Genomic DNA, 15,862 nt, shown 5'->3' with positions numbered 1-15,862 from the left:
ATGAGCGAATTTGAATCCCTCGGGCTGAAAAGCGGCATCTGGGAGGGCGTGATCCATCGCGAGGCCCAGCCGGGGCGGCTGGTGCTGGTGCATATGGGCAGCCGCCTGGCCGAGGCCCGCGCAACCGCCGAGGCCGAGGGGCGCTGGCTTGTCGCCGCCGCGATCCCGGCTGAGCGTCTTTCGGACGGGGTGCAAAGCTTTCTGCTGCTGGAAGATCAGGGGGCCGAGGGCGAGCCGCCCCAGCCCGGTGCGGCGCATCTGGGCAGCCTGACGCTGATTGCCGGCGACATTCTGGACGGCGACCTGCATGCCGAACTGGCCCTGATGCGCAGCGAGTTAGAGCTGCTCAAGAAAGAACTGCGCCGTCTGGCAATGGACCCGGCCTGAGCGCGACGTTCAGTCCTTGCTCCAATAACCGTAGCCGCCCAATTCGGTAAATCCCAGCCGGTCATAGGCGGCGCGCGCGGCGGTATTGGCGCGGCTGACCGCCAGCGCCAGCCTGTCGGCGCCCTGTTCCTGTGCCCAGATTGCGGCCATGCGCACCAGCCATCCCGCCACCCCTTGCCGGCGCAGGGCGGGCACCACCTCGATGGCATGGATCATGGCGACCGGTCCGTCCAGCGCCACAAAGGCCGCCCCCGCCGCACGATCCGTTATCCGCCCCAGCAAAGCAGTCTTGGGCAGGGCAACGCGATCCATCACCGCTTGCCGCGGGGCCGAAACACTGCCGTCGCGCCAGATGTCGCGCTGCATGGCCAGCGGTGGCCAGATCGGAAAGGCGGTCATCGGCGGGACGGGCAGGGCGCCGAGATGGGCGCAATCGGCGGCAAGGATCGCCGTCGGCGTGCCGTGGCGATAGCCTTGGGCGACGAGCGCCGCCGCCAATGCCGCATCGTCATCGGCCACGCGGAACATGGGCTGCTCGTTCCAGCCGCGCTGCACCGCCTCGGCACGGGCGATGTCGGTATCGCTCCAGTCGGGCCGTGCCGCGCGGGCCGAACTGACGCGACCACCGCCGCCCCTGCCGCGCCCAACCACAAGACCGCCAACGGAGGCGTATTCGGCGGCGGGCCAGGTCGTCTCGAAGGCGCGGGCGATCTGGGGATCGGCGATCACATTGCCAGCCTTTCGCGCAGGGCGGTCATGGCGTCGGTGACGCGCTTGCCGTCCAATCCCCGAATCACCAGGCTGGTGCCGTAGCGCTGGCCGCGCTGAAATGGGTATGATCCCAGCGACAGGTCCGGAAAGTCGTCGGCCACCGCGCGCAACTCGTCGGCCACATCGGATTCGGGGCGCAGTACCTCCAACGCCTCGCTGACCGAGGGCCGGCCGGTGGGCAGCGTATCCACAATCGCCTCGACCATGGCGCGGAACACCTCGGGCACGCCTGCCATGACATAGGTGTTGCCGATGTGGAAACCGGGTGCGGCGGAATGGGCGTTCGGAATCAGCGCCGCGCCCAAGGGGATGCGGGCCATGCGCAGCCGGTTGCCCGTGACCTCGACCCCGCGCGCCTCCCAGCGTTCGACCATGATGCGCCGGGCCTCTTCGTTGATTTCGATGCCGGTGCCAAAGGCGGCAGCCACGGCATCGGCGGTGATGTCGTCATGCGTCGGACCGATGCCGCCGCTGGTGAACAGCATGTCCCAGGCGCCGCCCAGCGATTTGTCCAGCGCCCTGATCGACGCGACGATCTGGTCCTGGTCGTCGCCGACGACGCGCACCTCGCGCAGGTCCACGCCGATGCTGTTGAGCACTTGCGACAGGTAATGGGCGTTGCCCTCGCGCGTGCGGCCCGAAAGGATCTCGTCCCCGATGACGAGGATGGCTGCAGTGGGATTGTCGGATTGCATAGGCGCGTTCCTCTGGCGATCTGGTGCGGTCTGCAAATGTATAGGTCCGCCCGAGGGGCTGGAACAAGTGGCGCCATGGGACTATCTGTGTGGCAGACCAGTACGAGGACGCCATGAACGACGCACGCCAGACCCGCGAGGGAATCCGCATTCACGACCCGCAGGACTTTCAGGGCATGCATGCGGCCGGGCTGATCGCGGCACAGATCCTGGATGAGGTCGGCTCGCTCGTGCAGCCCGGCGCCACCACCGGCGCGCTGGACGATTTCATCCGGAACCGGGTCGAGGAACTGGGCGCCGTCAGCGCCACCATCGGCTATCGCGGCTATCAGCATGCCAGCTGTATCAGCGTGAACCACGTCGTCTGCCACGGCATTCCGGGCGAAAAGCTCCTGACCGACGGCGATATCCTGAACATCGACGTGACGGTGATCGTCGATGGCTGGTATGGCGACAGCTCGCGCATGTATGTTGCGGGCCGGCCCAGCGTCAAGGCGCGCCGGTTGATCCAGGTCACCCATGACGCGCTGATGAAGGGGATCGAGGCCGTGCGCCCCGGCGCCACTTTCGGCGACATCGGCTGGGCGATCCAGTCCTATGTGGAATCGAACCGCATGTCGGTGGTGCGCGATTTTTGCGGCCATGGCCTTGGCCGAACCTTCCATGCGCCCCCGAATGTGCTGCATTTCGGTCGCCCCGGCAAAGGCCCGGTGCTGGAAGAGGGGATGTTTTTCACCATCGAGCCCATGGTCAATCTGGGCCGTCCCGAAACCAAGATCCTCGCTGACGACTGGACTGCGGTGACGCGCGACAAGTCGCTCTCGGCCCAGTTCGAACATTCGATCGGCGTCACCCCCGATGGATGCGAGATATTTACCCCCTCGCCCAAGGGAATATTCTTCCCCGACCTCGGCTGACCCGCCCTTCTCTGTTGTCCAAATACCCCTGCGACGGTGCCTGTCCGGGCGCCACGCTTGGATCTCAGCGCCTGCGGATGGTCTCGCCGGGCATGATGGTTGGCGCCAGCGCCACGACGCCGCTTTCCGGCCTCGGCTCCTTGCCGGCGACGATACGGGCCGCGCGCCGGCCGATGTCGATGCGCCGCGCGTCGGTGGTGGTCAGCCGCATCGGCAGGCCGTCCAGCAGTTCGACCCCGTTGAACCCGGCCAGTCCCAGCCGGCTCGGAATGTCATAGCCATTCTCCAGGCACCACAACAGCCCGCCGGCGCCGATCATGTCGTTGGAGAAGTAAAGAAAATCCAGATCCGGTTCCCGGGTCAGGATACGCTCGGTCAACTCGCGCCCTTTCAGCAACGAAGACCCGCCCTGATAATATTCCCGTGCCGCCAGTTGCACGCCGTGTTCGCCCAGCCGCTCCTCAAAGCCGGCCAGCCGTTTGCGGGCGCGGTGATCCTCGGGCATGTGGGTGCCGATGAAACCGATGCGGCGATAGCCGGCTGCCAGGATCTCGTCGGCCATCTCGTTCCCGGCGCGGCGATGAGAGATACCGACGGCGGTGTCGATCGGTTCGCCGTCCACGTCCATGATCTCGACCACCGGCAGCCCTGCATTGTCCAGCATCGCCCGTGCCGCCCTGCTGTGTTCCAGCCCGGCAAGGATCACCCCCGAAGGTCGCCAACTAAGCATGTCGTAAAGCACCGTATCCTCGCGCGAGGGGCTGTAGTTCGTTACCCCCACCACCGGTTGCAGCCCGGTATCGTCCAACTCGGCCGAGATCCCGCCCAGCACATCGGGAAACACCATGTTCGAAAGCGAGGGGATGACCACCGCCACCAGGTTCACGCGCTGGCTGGCCAGCCCTCCGGCGATCTTGTTTGGGACATAGCCCAGTGTGCGGGCGGCGGTCAGCACTTTCTCGCGCGTGGCGGCCGATACATCGCCGCGATTGCGCAGCACACGGCTGACGGTCATCTCGGACACGCCCGAGGCTTCGGACACATCACGCAAGGTCAGGGGGCGGCGGGGTCTTTTTGTGTTCATCGCAACTACCGGGACGCAATCATGTTACCGTTATCTTCTCCGCCCCCCCGCGGCAAGCTTGCCATTTCCCTGACCAGAGGGCAAAAGAGGCGTCGAACGGCCCCGTGGCTCAACTGGATAGAGCAGCCCCCTCCTAAGGGGCAGGTTACAGGTTCAAATCCTGTCGGGGTCACCAAAAAATTCAATGTGTTACCATGCCTCATAGGGTGCGCTCTTTGGTTTGTCGAACCGATACGACCGGTCGAATCTCAAGCGCACCAGCCGCTTTCCGGAGGTGTTGGGGGCTGAATCGCGCATAAGTGGCGCGAGTTATGTTCGGGTTGGTGTGACCAAGATATTCTGCGATTTCCTCGATGGGCACGCCGGCCTCAGCCATAAAGCGCCCCGCCGTCCGGCGCAGATCGTGCCTCGTGCAGTGTGAAATTCCGGCTCGGGCGACTGCGGCGTTGAAGCCGGCCTTGATTGACCCGACCTTCCGACCTCCCCATTCGATCACATAGTCCGACACGCCTGACAGCTTCGCGTTTTGCAGTGCAGCCATAAGGCTGTCGTTGATAGGCACGGTGGCACGGCCCTTGCGCGGCCCCAGATCGTTCGGCGCCAGCTTTATCACGCGGCGCGCAAGGTCAACGCGATCCCATGTCAGCTCCAGCAGTGCCCCGATCCGGCTAGCGGTGGTCACCATCAAGAGGATGGCCAGCCTGATATGTGGGGCATCGGCGGCAGCGATCAGCTGTTCAACCTCCTTACGGGTCAAATAGCGGTCGCGGGGCTGGGGCGTCCGGGGCAGTTCGATCCTTGGCGCGGTAGGGATCAGCCGGGTTTTTCCTGCCCATGACAGGCAGGTCTGCAAGCAGCCAAGATCGGTGCGAATGGTGCCGTCCAGCCGCCCGGCGCGACGGCGCTTGGCGATGAATGACCTGCAATCCTCGACCGTGATCTGGTCGGCCGACAGGTGCCCGAAGTCCGGCAGGATGTTCTTGCCGAGTTGTCGATACCCGGCTGCCAGATGATCTCGTAGCCAAGCGCCGACATAAATGCGGACTTCCAAGCTTCCGGCGACATGGCGCGCCCTTCCGGCTTGGCGAGGGCAATATCCGTCAGGCATGCCCACATTTTTGCGTTTTGGCTGATTGTCCTTCCGGCAGCGATCAGGCCAAACACCGATCCCGCCGGCGCTTGCTTGATGATGGCTATTGCCTGACGCCGCGCATGGCGTCAGGGCCGGTGCTTCCACCTGCCTTGATAATAAGTATAGTCCCACCGCGCTGGGAAGCATTCATGCGGCGGGTAAAAATTTCCTTTTGCGCTTCAGCAGTCAAACACTGATCCATCTTGGGGGTGTCCAGTTCCAGTCCCAACGCTGCGCACCCTTCAACAACTTGTTCAGCCAGTTGACGACGCTCTGCATACCCTATCGCCTCAACAGGCTTCGCGGGCTCACACCCTGCTAGTCCAAGCAGCCAAAAAAATTGATCGCATTGCAGCCTCCAAGCGAACTGCGCGTAGAGTAGCTTCCCTGCGGCGGTCCGCAATGGGCTCAATGGGCTGAAGCTGCGGCTGATCGTAGCGCTGATGAATGGCGGCTAGCGGATTGGTTGCCGCCGCCAAGCCCACCAACGCTAATCGCCCAGACTCTGCAGCTGTCCCACCAGAAACATGCCTGCGTGACGCCAAGACTCGTCATTGTCGCCTCGGAAATTGAGATCTCGGCTGGCGATCAGTTCACCCGACTCCACATCCACCAAGGTGACGAAGATCTGCAGGATGAGCGTGCTTGCCTTCTGCACCACCACGAAGACAGCTTGCGTGGTTTCCGCGTCCTGCGCCACAGCAAGCAGGCAGTCGGTGGTTTGAGGCTGGCAATGAGAGATCGAACCCAAGCCAATCAGTTTTGCTCCATCCAGTTCCGAATATAAAATATCGGTCAGAATGCCGAGGCGCCGCTCATGATCGGTTGTCTGGTCGCGGACCTCCTGTGAGGTATCGAGCAGCTTGACCGGAAACAGGGCTATGCCCTCCGCAACAGCGGTCAGCGGCATCAGTGCGGCGATTGCCGCGTAGATGGTCTGGCGCATCACCTTACCTCCCAAGGCAAGGTGAACCCGGCGGCGCTAAATCTGCAATGGGCAAATGGTTGCATGCGCAGGGGGGGCCCGCGGCGTTGCGGTAGACAGGCAGACCGGGACATTGCTGCCGCACTCCATCCATGCCAGCTTGGGTCTGAAAAACGAAGCCCTAGAGGTTATGCAAAAATTGGAAACCGGCAGTGACACTATACCATAAGGCGTGGATTTTTACGGTCTGGTCGGCTTTTTTCCTGGTGGCGATTTTCGCCCTTCCCTTTGAGCTGGGTTCGAGCTGGATTGTTGGCCTTGCGGTAATATGGCTGGTCCATGGCGGGATCGCTCTTTTTGGTTTTGCCTGTCCCGACTGTGGCCTTTCACTGTTCCGGGGCGGATCTGGACTAATAGCCACGAATCAACCTTGGCCACGTCGACGTTGTGGGGAGTGCGGTAGGGATCATTCCCGAAAAGAGTGAGCGCCGTGACCGGGCAGGAGAGGTCCTGCCCGGTCTGTTGTTCAGCCCTTCAGGTGCAGAGCAGCGTTCTGGAACGGATAGCCGAAATCATCGACATCGCGCCGTGAAACCTCCCGGAAGCCGAGAGAGGTGTAGAAGCGGACCGCCTGTTCGTTCGCAGTATAGACCTCAAGGGAAAGCTCGCCCTTCCGGTCCAGAGCGTGCGCGATAAGCTTGCGCCCCACGCCCATGCCTTGCCGGTCTGGCGCAATGAAGATCCCGCCGATAAAGTTGCCCAGCAGGCTGATGAAGCCGATAGCTTCACCCGCATGACAGGCAACCCAAGTCTCTGCTTTTGGAAGGTATTTTCTCTCGATCAGTCTGCGTTGTTCGAGAAGCCTTGGCTCACCGATGAATGGATGTGCCTTCAAGGATGCCTCGAACCAGATGCTCGACAATTTTTCGATATCCGTCGCCACATCAAAGGGTCGGATCACTAGGTTTTGGTTCTCCATGAGAACTCCACGGAAATCATGCAAAAAGGATCGACACGCCATGTGCCGAACGATGCCGCTACATGCGGTTCAATCGAAGCCTCTGTGCATAAGTCTCCTTCTGTTGTCCTGTCGCAGATAGGACACGAGCGTGCCATCGTCAATGGCGGCTTAAACCCGGTGGCTGTCTTGTTTTTTTGCGTCACGCGCCGACAAGTTCATGTCGCGCAGCAGAGGCGAGACAAGACGCACGGTTCATGCCGCGCTTCTTGGCGGTTTCATCAATGGCGTGCAGCAACCAACGCTCTAGGCAGCGCGAAAAGTGTTCCCAACCCCCCGTTTTGTTCCGGCTTTTACTGTTCAATTCCGTTGACAGGACGGGAACATAACACATAGCAATTTCAATTGCATAATGGCAGATTGGTCTCATTTACACCGAAGATGTTGGGTTCGAGTCCTTCACCACCCACCAGTCTTTACAAGGGCTAGGTAACTTTTAAGAAATGACCCACGATTACCGGGCTTGGATCATCACCCTCAGAGGTTCGGTTTCAAGCGTTACGGCGGTGTCGGACATCTGATCTGGCACGAAGCGGGCTTGGCGGTACCGTATTCGCCAGAAAAATTTCCTGATCTCTGCGTCCGTCGGATAGTGGTCCTGCTCGCTCCACCTCTTCGCGGGGCCTGAAGCACACAGCCGATCCAAGTGCAATGATGCCTGCCCCCATGCCGGTAAGGCCGCACGGATGCGCGACATGTGAGCGGCATTCCCGGTGCACGGTTTTCCTTCAATGTGTTATTGAGAGGCAATCTGAAGCTGATTCGGCCATAGCAGGCACAATTTCTGGCCGCAGCTTGCTATGAAAAAGGCAAGGTCTGACCTTGGGTCACGTGCATGTCGTCACCGCCGACTACGTGGGGACGACGGCTGAAAAATATCGACGCAGAAGATCGTATTTCGGAAACAGGATTCGGGAACCGTTATGAGCGGACTAGGAAAATTTCTGAGCGCTGCCAGTGTGTTGCTGGCGACGATGAGCTTCACATCTCCGGTTCAGGCCGAAGCTGTCGGTGAAACGCTGTTTAAGAACGTGCGGGTGTACGACGGGAAGGGAGAGGAGCTTTCCGCCCCGACTTCTGTTCTTGTACGCGGAAACCGCATTGCCATGATCGGAACCGAGGATTCCGATGCCCCAGATGCCACGGTCATCGACGGCGAGGGGCGCACTTTGATGCCGGGCTTGATCGATGCGCACTGGCATACGATGCTCATCCGTATGACACCCGAGCAGTTGATGTTTGGTGACGTCGGCTTGGCCAATCTTCTGGCCGGGGCCGAGGCGACAGCCACCTTGATGCGAGGCTTTACCACTGTGCGTGATGTGGGCGGGCCATCCTTTGGACTGAAACAGGCGATCGACGCTGATGTCCTGCCCGGTCCGCGTATCTGGCCGTCAGGCGCGATGATCACCATCACCAGCGGACACGGCGACTTCCGGCCTATCTCCGAGTTGCCGAGGGATGGATCGCAATCCCTTTCCGTGATCGAGCAGCGCGGCGGGGCCATGGTGGTGGATAGTCCCGATCTGGTGCGCCAGCGGGTGCGCGAACAACTGATGCAAGGGGCCAGCCAGATCAAGTTGACTGCAGGCGGTGGGGTCGCCTCTCCTCACAGTCCGCTCGATGTTTCAACCTTCACCCCGGAAGAGCTGAAGGCAGCGGTGGATGCCGCTTCCAACTGGGGCACTTATGTCATGGTTCATGCTTATACGCCGGCCGCCGTTCGGCGGGCGATCGATTCCGATGTGAAAGTGATCGAGCATGCTCATCTGATCGACGATGCCACTGCCCAATATATCGCAGATAACGACGTATGGCTTTCGACCCAACCGATCATCCACGAGTTCTTTGACGGCATGTTCCCGTCGGGTTCTGATCAGGCGGAAAAGGCCGAAGAGGTGATGGAGGGGACCGACAATCTCTACCAGATGGTTAAGAAGTATAAGATCCGGACGGCTTTCGGCACCGACGTGTTGTTTTCCGAGGAAATGGCGCGTCAGCAAGGCCAGATGCTCGTGTCTTTGAAACGCTGGTTCACACCTGCCGAGATACTTCGTCAGGCAACATCGACAAATGGCGAATTGCTTGAACTTTCGGGTCTGCGAAGCCCTTACAAGGGCAAGGTCGGTGTCATCGAGGAAGACGCCTTTGCCGACCTTCTGCTGGTGGACGGGGACCCCCTTGCCGATATCGACTTGCTTGCGGATCCCGAGCGGAACTTCCTGCTGATCATGAAGGACGGCAAGATCTACAAGAACAATCTGGTCAACTAGAAAGGGTCTGGCTGTTTCGGTGACAGCCAGACAGCGCCCCTCGTTGTATGCGACAATCCTTTGACGCATGTGAGCGGTGCTCCCGGAAATTTGCTAGCAGATGGGCCGATTTGAAGCCGAGGCCTGAGCCGAGACGCTGAACAAGGTTATCCACGAACTCGGCCACCTGATCATGAATGCCGTCAAATGTCGCAGTTCATGTCCTTCGCCCAGGATTGGCTGGTTGAACGGATTGGCATCCGCATCTCGATGGGTGGCAAGGGCTGCTGACTGATCAACATCTTCATCGTGCGCCCCCGCATCCTTGAAGGATGCGCGTGTCTACAGGCGCTCCGGGAAGCCGGCTCCCAAGCGGGAACGAACCTGTCGCCCCCCGGGGGGGAATGGCTCCCTTAAGCGTCATCGCAAGTTGCAGATTAGCGTAGCCGTATCGCTGTCCCGACCTTCAGTCCCATCCTCTGTACCAACGATGCGCTACCCGGTACTGGCGTCTTCTGTGATGGAGCATCGCATCGTCTGTGCGTCAACCGTCATCGGGACGTGGACAGGACCACTCTGCAAAACGGATTGCCAGTCAGAGTTTTCCCGGTGAAGTAAAGCGGGGCAATCGCAACCCGCCCCGATGGGGGCGGGTTTTTTGTAATCCAGATGGTGTTCAGATCAGTTTGGCACGGAGTTTGGCATATTCATCTGCGGTGATTTTGCCTTCCGCCTTCAGCGTCTCAAGTTTGCTCAGTTCATCGGCCACGCTGAAGCCGACCACTTGACGCAGATGGTCGCGCGCCTCCTGCGCCGCTTCAGCATCGCGGGAGCTCATGGTGCGGCCCTGCGTCAGCACATAGGCAAATACGCCGAGGTAAGGCAGGAGCAAAAGGAAAATGATCCAGATGACCTTGGCCGATCCGCGGATGTCTTTGCGGCGAAACAGATCGGCAAAGACCGAGATGAGCAGCCATATCCACATGATGAAAAGGAAGATGACAAAGACATCCACCAAGAAATTCCAGAACGTAAAGCCACTTTGCATAATCATGTCTGTCTCCTTGTAACTGTTCGGTAGTTTGGGAGTTGATGAACGGGTAACGCGCTGGCGAGATATCGATTGCTAGGTTGGTCTCGCCAATATCTGATGACGAGGAATGATAAAAAACAAGAGATTTTTCAAAGGCTGTGTCAGCAACAGGGGGATTTTGATGCAGGGGCCAAAAGTCGGGGATCCGGAACGCGTGGCCTTGCCGTTTTAGCGAAACCGCCTTGGCAGAGGCGGCGGCTGGCGCTGGCTCAATCTCTCCAGTAGGGGACGTAGGGGCGACAAAAATTCCCAACAGCCATTCCCACCGACAGAGACCCGTCCCGCGGCCCCGAACCAAACTGGGACAATCCCGCTCCTTCGGCTTTTTGTGCGGCATCGAGCGTAAAGCCGATACCCTTTCCTGCCTCGCGCGGCTTGGGTGTGGCACGCCAGATCCGGGCCTTGCCAGGCTGACCCAGAACGCGCTGCGCAAAATCACCTGCGGCACACCAATAATCGGTGTCTTCCCGTCTCATATCATAGGCAACCGCAATCTCGGTCGGGCTGGTCTGCGTTACGGTCATGCCGTTCTGTGCCGTAAAAGCGGCTGCCGGTATCGGCAGCGACAACAGGGCAAGAAATATCGGTCGCATCGCAAATTTCCTTTGTAACGATGGGGTAGTTGCTGGCGTTTTCCGTTTCGATGATGCGCCACAGCGATCTGGGCGACAATCACGAATGACCGCTTCTGGAGGGCGCCTTGCGGCAAAGCTGGGCGCGGCGTTGAGCCCATCGGCGAGGATAAGAGTAGGGCCGATTTCTTAACGGGTGAATGCGGACAATATTTCTTTAGCTGAAGTTGAGACGGAGTTGAGCCACCTAGGCGGTGTGATCGCTTCGCTTATGTAGGCGACAAAAGGACTTACACCCGCGACCCGCGCATGCCCATGCGCAGTGCAGTTCCGCCGGAAGATATGCGAAACGACTCTGGACGCCTTGAAGGAAACTTCGTTAACGTATTGATATCTATGGGGTGAATAGATTGTCTGGGGCGGTGGGTTCCTGCTAAACGGAAGATCCGGTACCAGAATGTTGCCAGCCGTTGGCTGGATGGGGGCATAGCGAACCCTCAGGACGCGGCAGGGCACGGCCCGTTTCAGGCGTGATATACCGACCCGGATTGGTTCAGAATATGGTTCATGTTTTACAACATGCAGCATGCCTAACTGGCTGTTTTCATTGGTGTAGGGGATTGAAATGGCGCACCCGACAGGATTCGAACCTGTGACCTTCGCCTTCGGAGGGCGACACTCTATCCAGCTGAGCTACGGGTGCTTCAGGCCGGTCAATAGCTGATTGGATCGGCGGTCGCAATGGCAAATCAGCCGCTGATTTCCGGCAAAAACCCGTCGATCGCCCGGTGGGCTGGTCGCTTTGGGGTTGGATTCATGCAGCGTTTTGATTGGGTTCTCCTTGATGGTTCTGACTTCAGCGTGCGCGGGAACGGCAGTCCTGCATTGCGCCAAATCCCGAAATCAACAAGCTCCTAGAGGTTCTTTTCCCACGAAGGCTCGCTGAAGCGCACAAGAGCCGCTAACCGGTCATGGTCTGCCACGGTCGATCCCAGCACGCCGAACGGCTTTCCGGCAAGGGCACCGGGGCCGATGGGCATTACGCGACCGCCGGCGGCCTCGATGATTGCGTAGGCGGCAAGACAATCCCACAGGCTCATGCGCGGCTCGCAATAGCCGACAAGACGCCCCGCCGCCACATAGGCAAGCATCAAGGCCCCCGAGCCAAAACGCACCCATGCGACCTCTGCCTCCGCAAGCTCACGGTGCATTTGCCCGATCCGGTCGGCCGGCACACGGTCGTTGGAGCCAAGGCCCAACAGTCCGGATGACAGGTCAAAGCGATCCGTGACCCGGATCGGCTGACCGTTCAGCGTTGCACCGATGCCGCGACCACCGATAAACATCTCGGCCATAACCGGGGCGTAGATCGCGCCCAGCAATGGTCGCGAGTCGTCCATCAGACCGATAGACACGCACCAACTGGGCAATCCGTTCAGGAACGGTGCGGTCCCGTCGATGGGGTCGATCACCCAAGTCAGGCCACTTGAGCCCTCTTGGAGGCCGTATTCCTCGCCCAGTATGGCATCTTCGGGATAGGCTGCCAGCAATTCTGCCCGGATCAGGTTCTCGACCTCCCGATCGGCGATCGAGACCATATCGGTCAGCGTCCGCTTGGTTTCGATCTCTAGCCCGTCTCGTTCCTTGAAATAACGCAAGGCCAGATTCCCGGCCTGCCGCGTAATCTGTTCCAGCCTGTCGGCGCGATTGGCAATAATCCCGTCATTCTGCATTTTTTGGATGTCCCATTTTACGCAATCAAGGCGATGCCGCCGCTGCGGAGTTGCAGCCGGATATTGGTCCCCACCGGGGCCGCGGTTTTATTTTCGGAATCGACGACGAACAGCCGGCCCGCGATGCTGTCGACCTCATATTCGATATGATCGCCCAGATAGGCGCTGCTGAGCACCTTGCCAGCCAACCCCTTGCCATCCTGCGACACGCCAAAGGCATTCGGACGAACCGCCAGCCGGGCAGGGCCGGGGGCCGCGTTTCTGGCCGGCAAGGTCAGTTGCTGATCGCTGATCCGGACACGAGCCTGACCTGTATCGACCGCCAGCACCTCGCAGTCGATCACGTTCGCCTCGCCGATGAAATCGGCGATGAATTCGGAGGCGGGCGCCTCGTAAAGCTCACGCGGAGTGCCGTCCTGCGCAATGACGCCGTCCTTCATGACGACGATGCGGTCCGAAACGGCCAGCGCCTCGTCCTGATCGTGGGTGACATAGACCGCGGTAAACCCCAGACGCTGCTGCAACTCGCGGATCTCGGTGCGGACGCGGCGGCGCAGGCGTGCATCAAGATTGGAAAGCGGCTCATCCAGCAACAGGACCTGCGGTTCCAGCACCAGGGCGCGGGCAACGGCGACGCGTTGCTGCTGGCCGCCCGACAGTTCGGATGGCAGCCGGTTCCCAAGGCCGGACAGCCCGACCAGTTCCAGGCCCTGCATGGCGATCTTGCGTGTCTCGGCCGTGTTCTTGCCGACGGATTCAAGTCCGAAGGCGATATTGTCGAGGACGCTCATATGTGGAAACAGGGCATAGCTTTGGAACACCATCGTCACGTCGCGACGGTTCGCCGGCAGGCGGGTGACATCCTGTCCGCCAATATGGATGCTGCCGGAACTGGGCGTTTCCAGCCCTGCCAATATCCGCAGCGTGGTCGTCTTGCCGCAACCAGAGGGGCCGAGCAGCGTGACAAGCTGGCCCGGTTCGATCAACAGGTTCAAATCCGGGATGGCGGTGAAGCTGCCGTAATTCTTGCGCACCGCGCGGAATTCGACTGCACCTCTTGGCGCGTGGATCATGTTCTTGCCTCATATGGAACCGCGGGCGCGGGACGGCGGTGCAGGCGGCGTTCCTTGACCAGCAATTGGAACGAGCCGATCACGGCGATCATGACGACGATCAGAACCGAGGAATATGCGATAGCCACCCCGTATTGCCCATTCTCGACCAGCCCGACGATATAGGCGGTGGCCATGTTGTATTTCGCCGAAACCAGAAAGATGACGGCAGAGATCGAGGTGATGGCCCGAACGAAGCTATAGACCAGCGCGGCCATGATGGCGGGTCGCAGCAAAGGCAGGATCACCTTTCTCAGCGTTCGCCCGGATGTGGCGCCAAGGGTCAGCGATGCCTCGTCCAGACTACCGTCGATCTGGGCCATCGCGGCCACCCCAGCCCGCACCCCGACCGGCATGTTGCGCGACACGAAGCACACAATCAGGATCAGGGCGGTCCCGGTCATCTGGATCGGCGGCAGGTTGAAAGCCATGATATAGCTGATGCCGATGACTGTGCCGGGGATAGCGAAGCTCATCATCAGCACGAATTCGAACAGGGTTTTGCCGGGGAACCTCTGGCGTGCGATCAGCCAAGCCGTCAGCAGCCCGACGGCCGCCGTCAACGGCGCTGAGATCAGCGCGATCGTCATGGTGGTCCAGAAGCTTTTCCATGCGACGCCCACCCACCGGATGCCGTCATCGAAGTTGACGCCAAAGGCCCGGATATAGTGGTCCAGCGTCAGGGTATGATCCAGACCCCACACTTTTACGAAACCGCCGAACAGGATCATCGAATAGACGATCACGGTGAACAGGCTCCACAAGCTGACGATGGCGATCACCGGGACTGCGACGCCGACAGGAAGCAGCGCGTGATTGCCTCCGTCGCCCTTGCCGCTGACGGTCGCGAAACTGCGGCCCGCCAGCCAGACCCGCTGAGCAAGGAACGCCGACAGCGTAAAGAACAGCAGGATCGCGGCCAGAACCGCGGCGCGCGAGGGGTCGTTTTGCGCTCCGACGACCGAAAAGAAGATCTCGGTCGACAGCACCCCGCCCGAGCCGCCAAGCACCAGCGGGTTGCCGAAATCGGCCATGCTTTCGATAAAGCCGATCAGGAATGCGTTGGCCAGACCGGGCGCCATGAGGGGCAGGGACACCTTGCGGAAGGTGCGCCAGCGCCCGGCCCGCAGGGTCTGCGACGCCTCTTCTATCGACGGGCTGACGCCTTCGACAACGCCGATGAGCACCAGGAAAGAGATCGGCGTAAAGCTTAGCACTTGCGCCAGCCAGATGCCGGTCAGGCCGTATAGCCAGCGCCCCAGCTCCCATCCGGTTACTGCCTGTATCAGTTGCGTCATCGTCCCGGACCGGCCCAACAGCATGGTCAGCGCCAGACCAACGACGAAGGGCGGCGTGATGATCGGCAGGATCGTCAGCAACCGCAGGCCCCGCTTGAAGGGAAACCGGGTCCGGGTGGCCACCAGCGCGAAGGCCAGCCCAAGCAGCGTCGTCGCCGTCGCCGTGCACATCGCCAGAAACCATGTGCGCCAAGCGACGCCGCAAGAACCGCCGGTCAGACAGGCGAGGCTCCAGATCTTTGGATCGACGATATTGCGCCGCACCCCGGTCGAGGTGAAAGAGCCGTCGAAATCCTGAAATGCGCCGGTAAAGATCGACATGATCGGATAGAATACGAACACCGCGACCAGCAGGATCAGCAAGGCGATCGAGGTCAGAACGAAAGCATCGCCCTTGAGCGCGCCGCGCTCGGCCGCGCCGAATGAAATCAGGCAGGTAAAGCACACCGACAACAGCACGGCGCCGGCGCCGAAGGCCGGTTGGCCGGTTGCTGGGCCAAACAGCGTTTCCAGCAGTCCCCAGTTCCAGCCGCGGTTGCCCAGCATCAGGCCTTCGGCCACCAGCCAGATCATTCCCAACGAACCGACCCGGACCAGCCACCGGCCCCGCCCGGGTCCGGGCGGCGTGGTAAGGCGCAACCCGACGGTCGCCGCGGCAAGAATGAGAAACGGCCAGAGCTGCCACCGCCCCATGACCGCCTGCGCAACGGCGGGCCAGAGGTTCTCATTCGACGGCAACTGCCCGATCCAGTCGAAGCTGAAAAAACCGGTGCGGATCTTGTACCACGGCAAGATCAACAGTGACAAAAGCATACCGAGCAAAACCCGGTCCAGTCGCCTGTTATCCGCGTTCATGGAAACCTGCCAGACTTT

Annotated in this window: 14 protein-coding genes, 2 tRNA genes and 1 pseudogene; 4 read left to right on the top strand and 13 right to left on the bottom strand. The window is 60.6% G+C overall.

Going from position 1 to position 15,862, the window contains the following annotated elements; genetic code table 11:
* On the top strand, positions 1-387 hold the full coding sequence (locus JWJ88_RS06545; RefSeq protein WP_205293312.1) for a hypothetical protein: 387 nt from the start codon (positions 1-3) through the stop codon (positions 385-387).
* A 9-nt stretch (positions 388-396) separates the two neighbouring features.
* Here the strand turns inward: JWJ88_RS06545 and JWJ88_RS06540 are convergent, their stop codons facing one another.
* Together JWJ88_RS06540 and JWJ88_RS06535 are read right to left on the bottom strand one after the other, a co-directional pair.
* On the bottom strand, positions 397-1,116 hold the full coding sequence (locus JWJ88_RS06540) for a GNAT family N-acetyltransferase (protein WP_205293311.1): 720 nt from the start codon (positions 1,114-1,116) through the stop codon (positions 397-399).
* Positions 1,113-1,853 (bottom strand): competence/damage-inducible protein A, encoded by a 741-nt coding sequence (locus JWJ88_RS06535; protein WP_205293310.1) that lies wholly within the window; start codon positions 1,851-1,853, stop codon positions 1,113-1,115. Before JWJ88_RS06535 ends, JWJ88_RS06540 begins: the two co-directional genes overlap by 4 nt.
* A gap of 113 nt (positions 1,854-1,966) precedes the next feature.
* On the opposite strand from JWJ88_RS06535, the gene map reads away from it, so the two are divergent.
* Positions 1,967-2,770, top strand: coding sequence for a type I methionyl aminopeptidase (gene map / locus JWJ88_RS06530; protein WP_205293309.1), 804 nt, complete (start codon positions 1,967-1,969; stop codon positions 2,768-2,770).
* 64 nt (positions 2,771-2,834) lie between these two features.
* Here the strand turns inward: map and JWJ88_RS06525 are convergent, their stop codons facing one another.
* Positions 2,835-3,854: a LacI family DNA-binding transcriptional regulator gene (locus tag JWJ88_RS06525; RefSeq protein ID WP_205293308.1), complete on the bottom strand. Its 1,020-nt coding sequence runs from the start codon at positions 3,852-3,854 to the stop codon at positions 2,835-2,837.
* A gap of 98 nt (positions 3,855-3,952) precedes the next feature.
* Between JWJ88_RS06525 and JWJ88_RS06520 the strand changes: the two genes are divergently transcribed.
* Positions 3,953-4,029: transfer RNA gene (locus JWJ88_RS06520), tRNA-Arg, on the top strand.
* A gap of 24 nt (positions 4,030-4,053) precedes the next feature.
* Here the strand turns inward: JWJ88_RS06520 and JWJ88_RS06515 are convergent.
* The 4 genes and pseudogenes from JWJ88_RS06515 to JWJ88_RS06505 all read right to left on the bottom strand — a co-directional run bounded on the left by JWJ88_RS06515 (position 4,054) and on the right by JWJ88_RS06505 (position 6,890).
* Positions 4,054-4,905 (bottom strand): tyrosine-type recombinase/integrase, encoded by an 852-nt coding sequence (locus JWJ88_RS06515; protein ID WP_205293307.1) that lies wholly within the window; start codon positions 4,903-4,905, stop codon positions 4,054-4,056.
* Positions 4,906-4,934: 29 nt separating this feature from the next.
* A pseudogene (locus tag JWJ88_RS22130) lies at positions 4,935-5,018 on the bottom strand (hypothetical protein); the annotation flags it as partial.
* 458 nt (positions 5,019-5,476) lie between these two features.
* Positions 5,477-5,932 (bottom strand): DUF2380 domain-containing protein, encoded by a 456-nt coding sequence (locus JWJ88_RS06510; protein ID WP_205293306.1) that lies wholly within the window; start codon positions 5,930-5,932, stop codon positions 5,477-5,479.
* A gap of 505 nt (positions 5,933-6,437) precedes the next feature.
* The gene (locus JWJ88_RS06505; protein WP_205293305.1) at positions 6,438-6,890 is read right to left on the bottom strand and encodes a GNAT family N-acetyltransferase; all 453 of its coding nucleotides are present in this window, start codon (positions 6,888-6,890) and stop codon (positions 6,438-6,440) included.
* A 962-nt stretch (positions 6,891-7,852) separates the two neighbouring features.
* On the opposite strand from JWJ88_RS06505, the gene JWJ88_RS06500 reads away from it, so the two are divergent.
* Positions 7,853-9,202 (top strand): metal-dependent hydrolase family protein, encoded by a 1,350-nt coding sequence (locus JWJ88_RS06500; protein WP_205293304.1) that lies wholly within the window; start codon positions 7,853-7,855, stop codon positions 9,200-9,202.
* Between the two features lie 655 nt (positions 9,203-9,857).
* On the opposite strand, the gene JWJ88_RS06495 is transcribed toward JWJ88_RS06500, so the two are convergent.
* The 6 genes from JWJ88_RS06495 to JWJ88_RS06470 form a co-directional block, all read right to left on the bottom strand.
* Positions 9,858-10,235 (bottom strand): SHOCT domain-containing protein, encoded by a 378-nt coding sequence (locus JWJ88_RS06495; protein WP_205293303.1) that lies wholly within the window; start codon positions 10,233-10,235, stop codon positions 9,858-9,860.
* Positions 10,236-10,483: 248 nt separating this feature from the next.
* Positions 10,484-10,867, bottom strand: a complete 384-nt coding sequence (locus JWJ88_RS06490; RefSeq protein ID WP_205293302.1) for a hypothetical protein — start codon at positions 10,865-10,867, stop codon at positions 10,484-10,486.
* Between the two features lie 605 nt (positions 10,868-11,472).
* A tRNA-Arg gene (locus JWJ88_RS06485) sits at positions 11,473-11,549 on the bottom strand.
* A 211-nt stretch (positions 11,550-11,760) separates the two neighbouring features.
* A complete protein-coding gene (locus JWJ88_RS06480) occupies positions 11,761-12,579 on the bottom strand; it encodes an inositol monophosphatase family protein (protein WP_205293301.1) in 819 nt (272 codons plus the stop codon).
* Between the two features lie 17 nt (positions 12,580-12,596).
* Positions 12,597-13,652 (bottom strand): ABC transporter ATP-binding protein, encoded by a 1,056-nt coding sequence (locus JWJ88_RS06475; RefSeq protein WP_205293300.1) that lies wholly within the window; start codon positions 13,650-13,652, stop codon positions 12,597-12,599.
* Positions 13,649-15,844 carry an ABC transporter permease gene (locus JWJ88_RS06470; protein WP_205293299.1) on the bottom strand — a complete coding sequence of 732 codons (2,196 nt, stop codon included), beginning with the start codon at positions 15,842-15,844 and terminating at the stop codon, positions 13,649-13,651. Before JWJ88_RS06470 ends, JWJ88_RS06475 begins: the two co-directional genes overlap by 4 nt.
* Positions 15,845-15,862: the final 18 nt, after the last annotated feature.

Source organism: Paracoccus methylovorus, from assembly GCF_016919705.1.
Classification (GTDB): Bacteria; Pseudomonadota; Alphaproteobacteria; order Rhodobacterales; family Rhodobacteraceae; genus Paracoccus; species Paracoccus methylovorus.
The sequence above is the reverse complement of the archived record's forward strand: the minus strand, read 5'-3'. Positions and strand labels throughout refer to the sequence as shown.

Bases quoted from the DNA above. Each gene is read 5' to 3' on its own strand.
- JWJ88_RS06505 (WP_205293305.1), bottom strand. From the start codon at position 6,890: ATGGAGAACCAAAACCTAGTGATCCGACCCTTTGATGTGGCGACGGAT.
- JWJ88_RS06510 (WP_205293306.1), bottom strand. From the start codon at position 5,932: ATGCGCCAGACCATCTACGCGGCAATCGCCGCACTGATGCCGCTGACC.
- JWJ88_RS06545 (WP_205293312.1), top strand. From the start codon at position 1: ATGAGCGAATTTGAATCCCTCGGGCTGAAAAGCGGCATCTGGGAGGGC.
- map (WP_205293309.1), top strand. From the start codon at position 1,967: ATGAACGACGCACGCCAGACCCGCGAGGGAATCCGCATTCACGACCCG.
- JWJ88_RS06500 (WP_205293304.1), top strand. From the start codon at position 7,853: ATGAGCGGACTAGGAAAATTTCTGAGCGCTGCCAGTGTGTTGCTGGCG.
- JWJ88_RS06535 (WP_205293310.1), bottom strand. From the start codon at position 1,853: ATGCAATCCGACAATCCCACTGCAGCCATCCTCGTCATCGGGGACGAG.
- JWJ88_RS06470 (WP_205293299.1), bottom strand. From the start codon at position 15,844: ATGAACGCGGATAACAGGCGACTGGACCGGGTTTTGCTCGGTATGCTT.
- JWJ88_RS06525 (WP_205293308.1), bottom strand. From the start codon at position 3,854: ATGAACACAAAAAGACCCCGCCGCCCCCTGACCTTGCGTGATGTGTCC.
- JWJ88_RS06480 (WP_205293301.1), bottom strand. From the start codon at position 12,579: ATGCAGAATGACGGGATTATTGCCAATCGCGCCGACAGGCTGGAACAG.
- JWJ88_RS06490 (WP_205293302.1), bottom strand. From the start codon at position 10,867: ATGCGACCGATATTTCTTGCCCTGTTGTCGCTGCCGATACCGGCAGCC.
- JWJ88_RS06475 (WP_205293300.1), bottom strand. From the start codon at position 13,652: ATGATCCACGCGCCAAGAGGTGCAGTCGAATTCCGCGCGGTGCGCAAG.
- JWJ88_RS06495 (WP_205293303.1), bottom strand. From the start codon at position 10,235: ATGATTATGCAAAGTGGCTTTACGTTCTGGAATTTCTTGGTGGATGTC.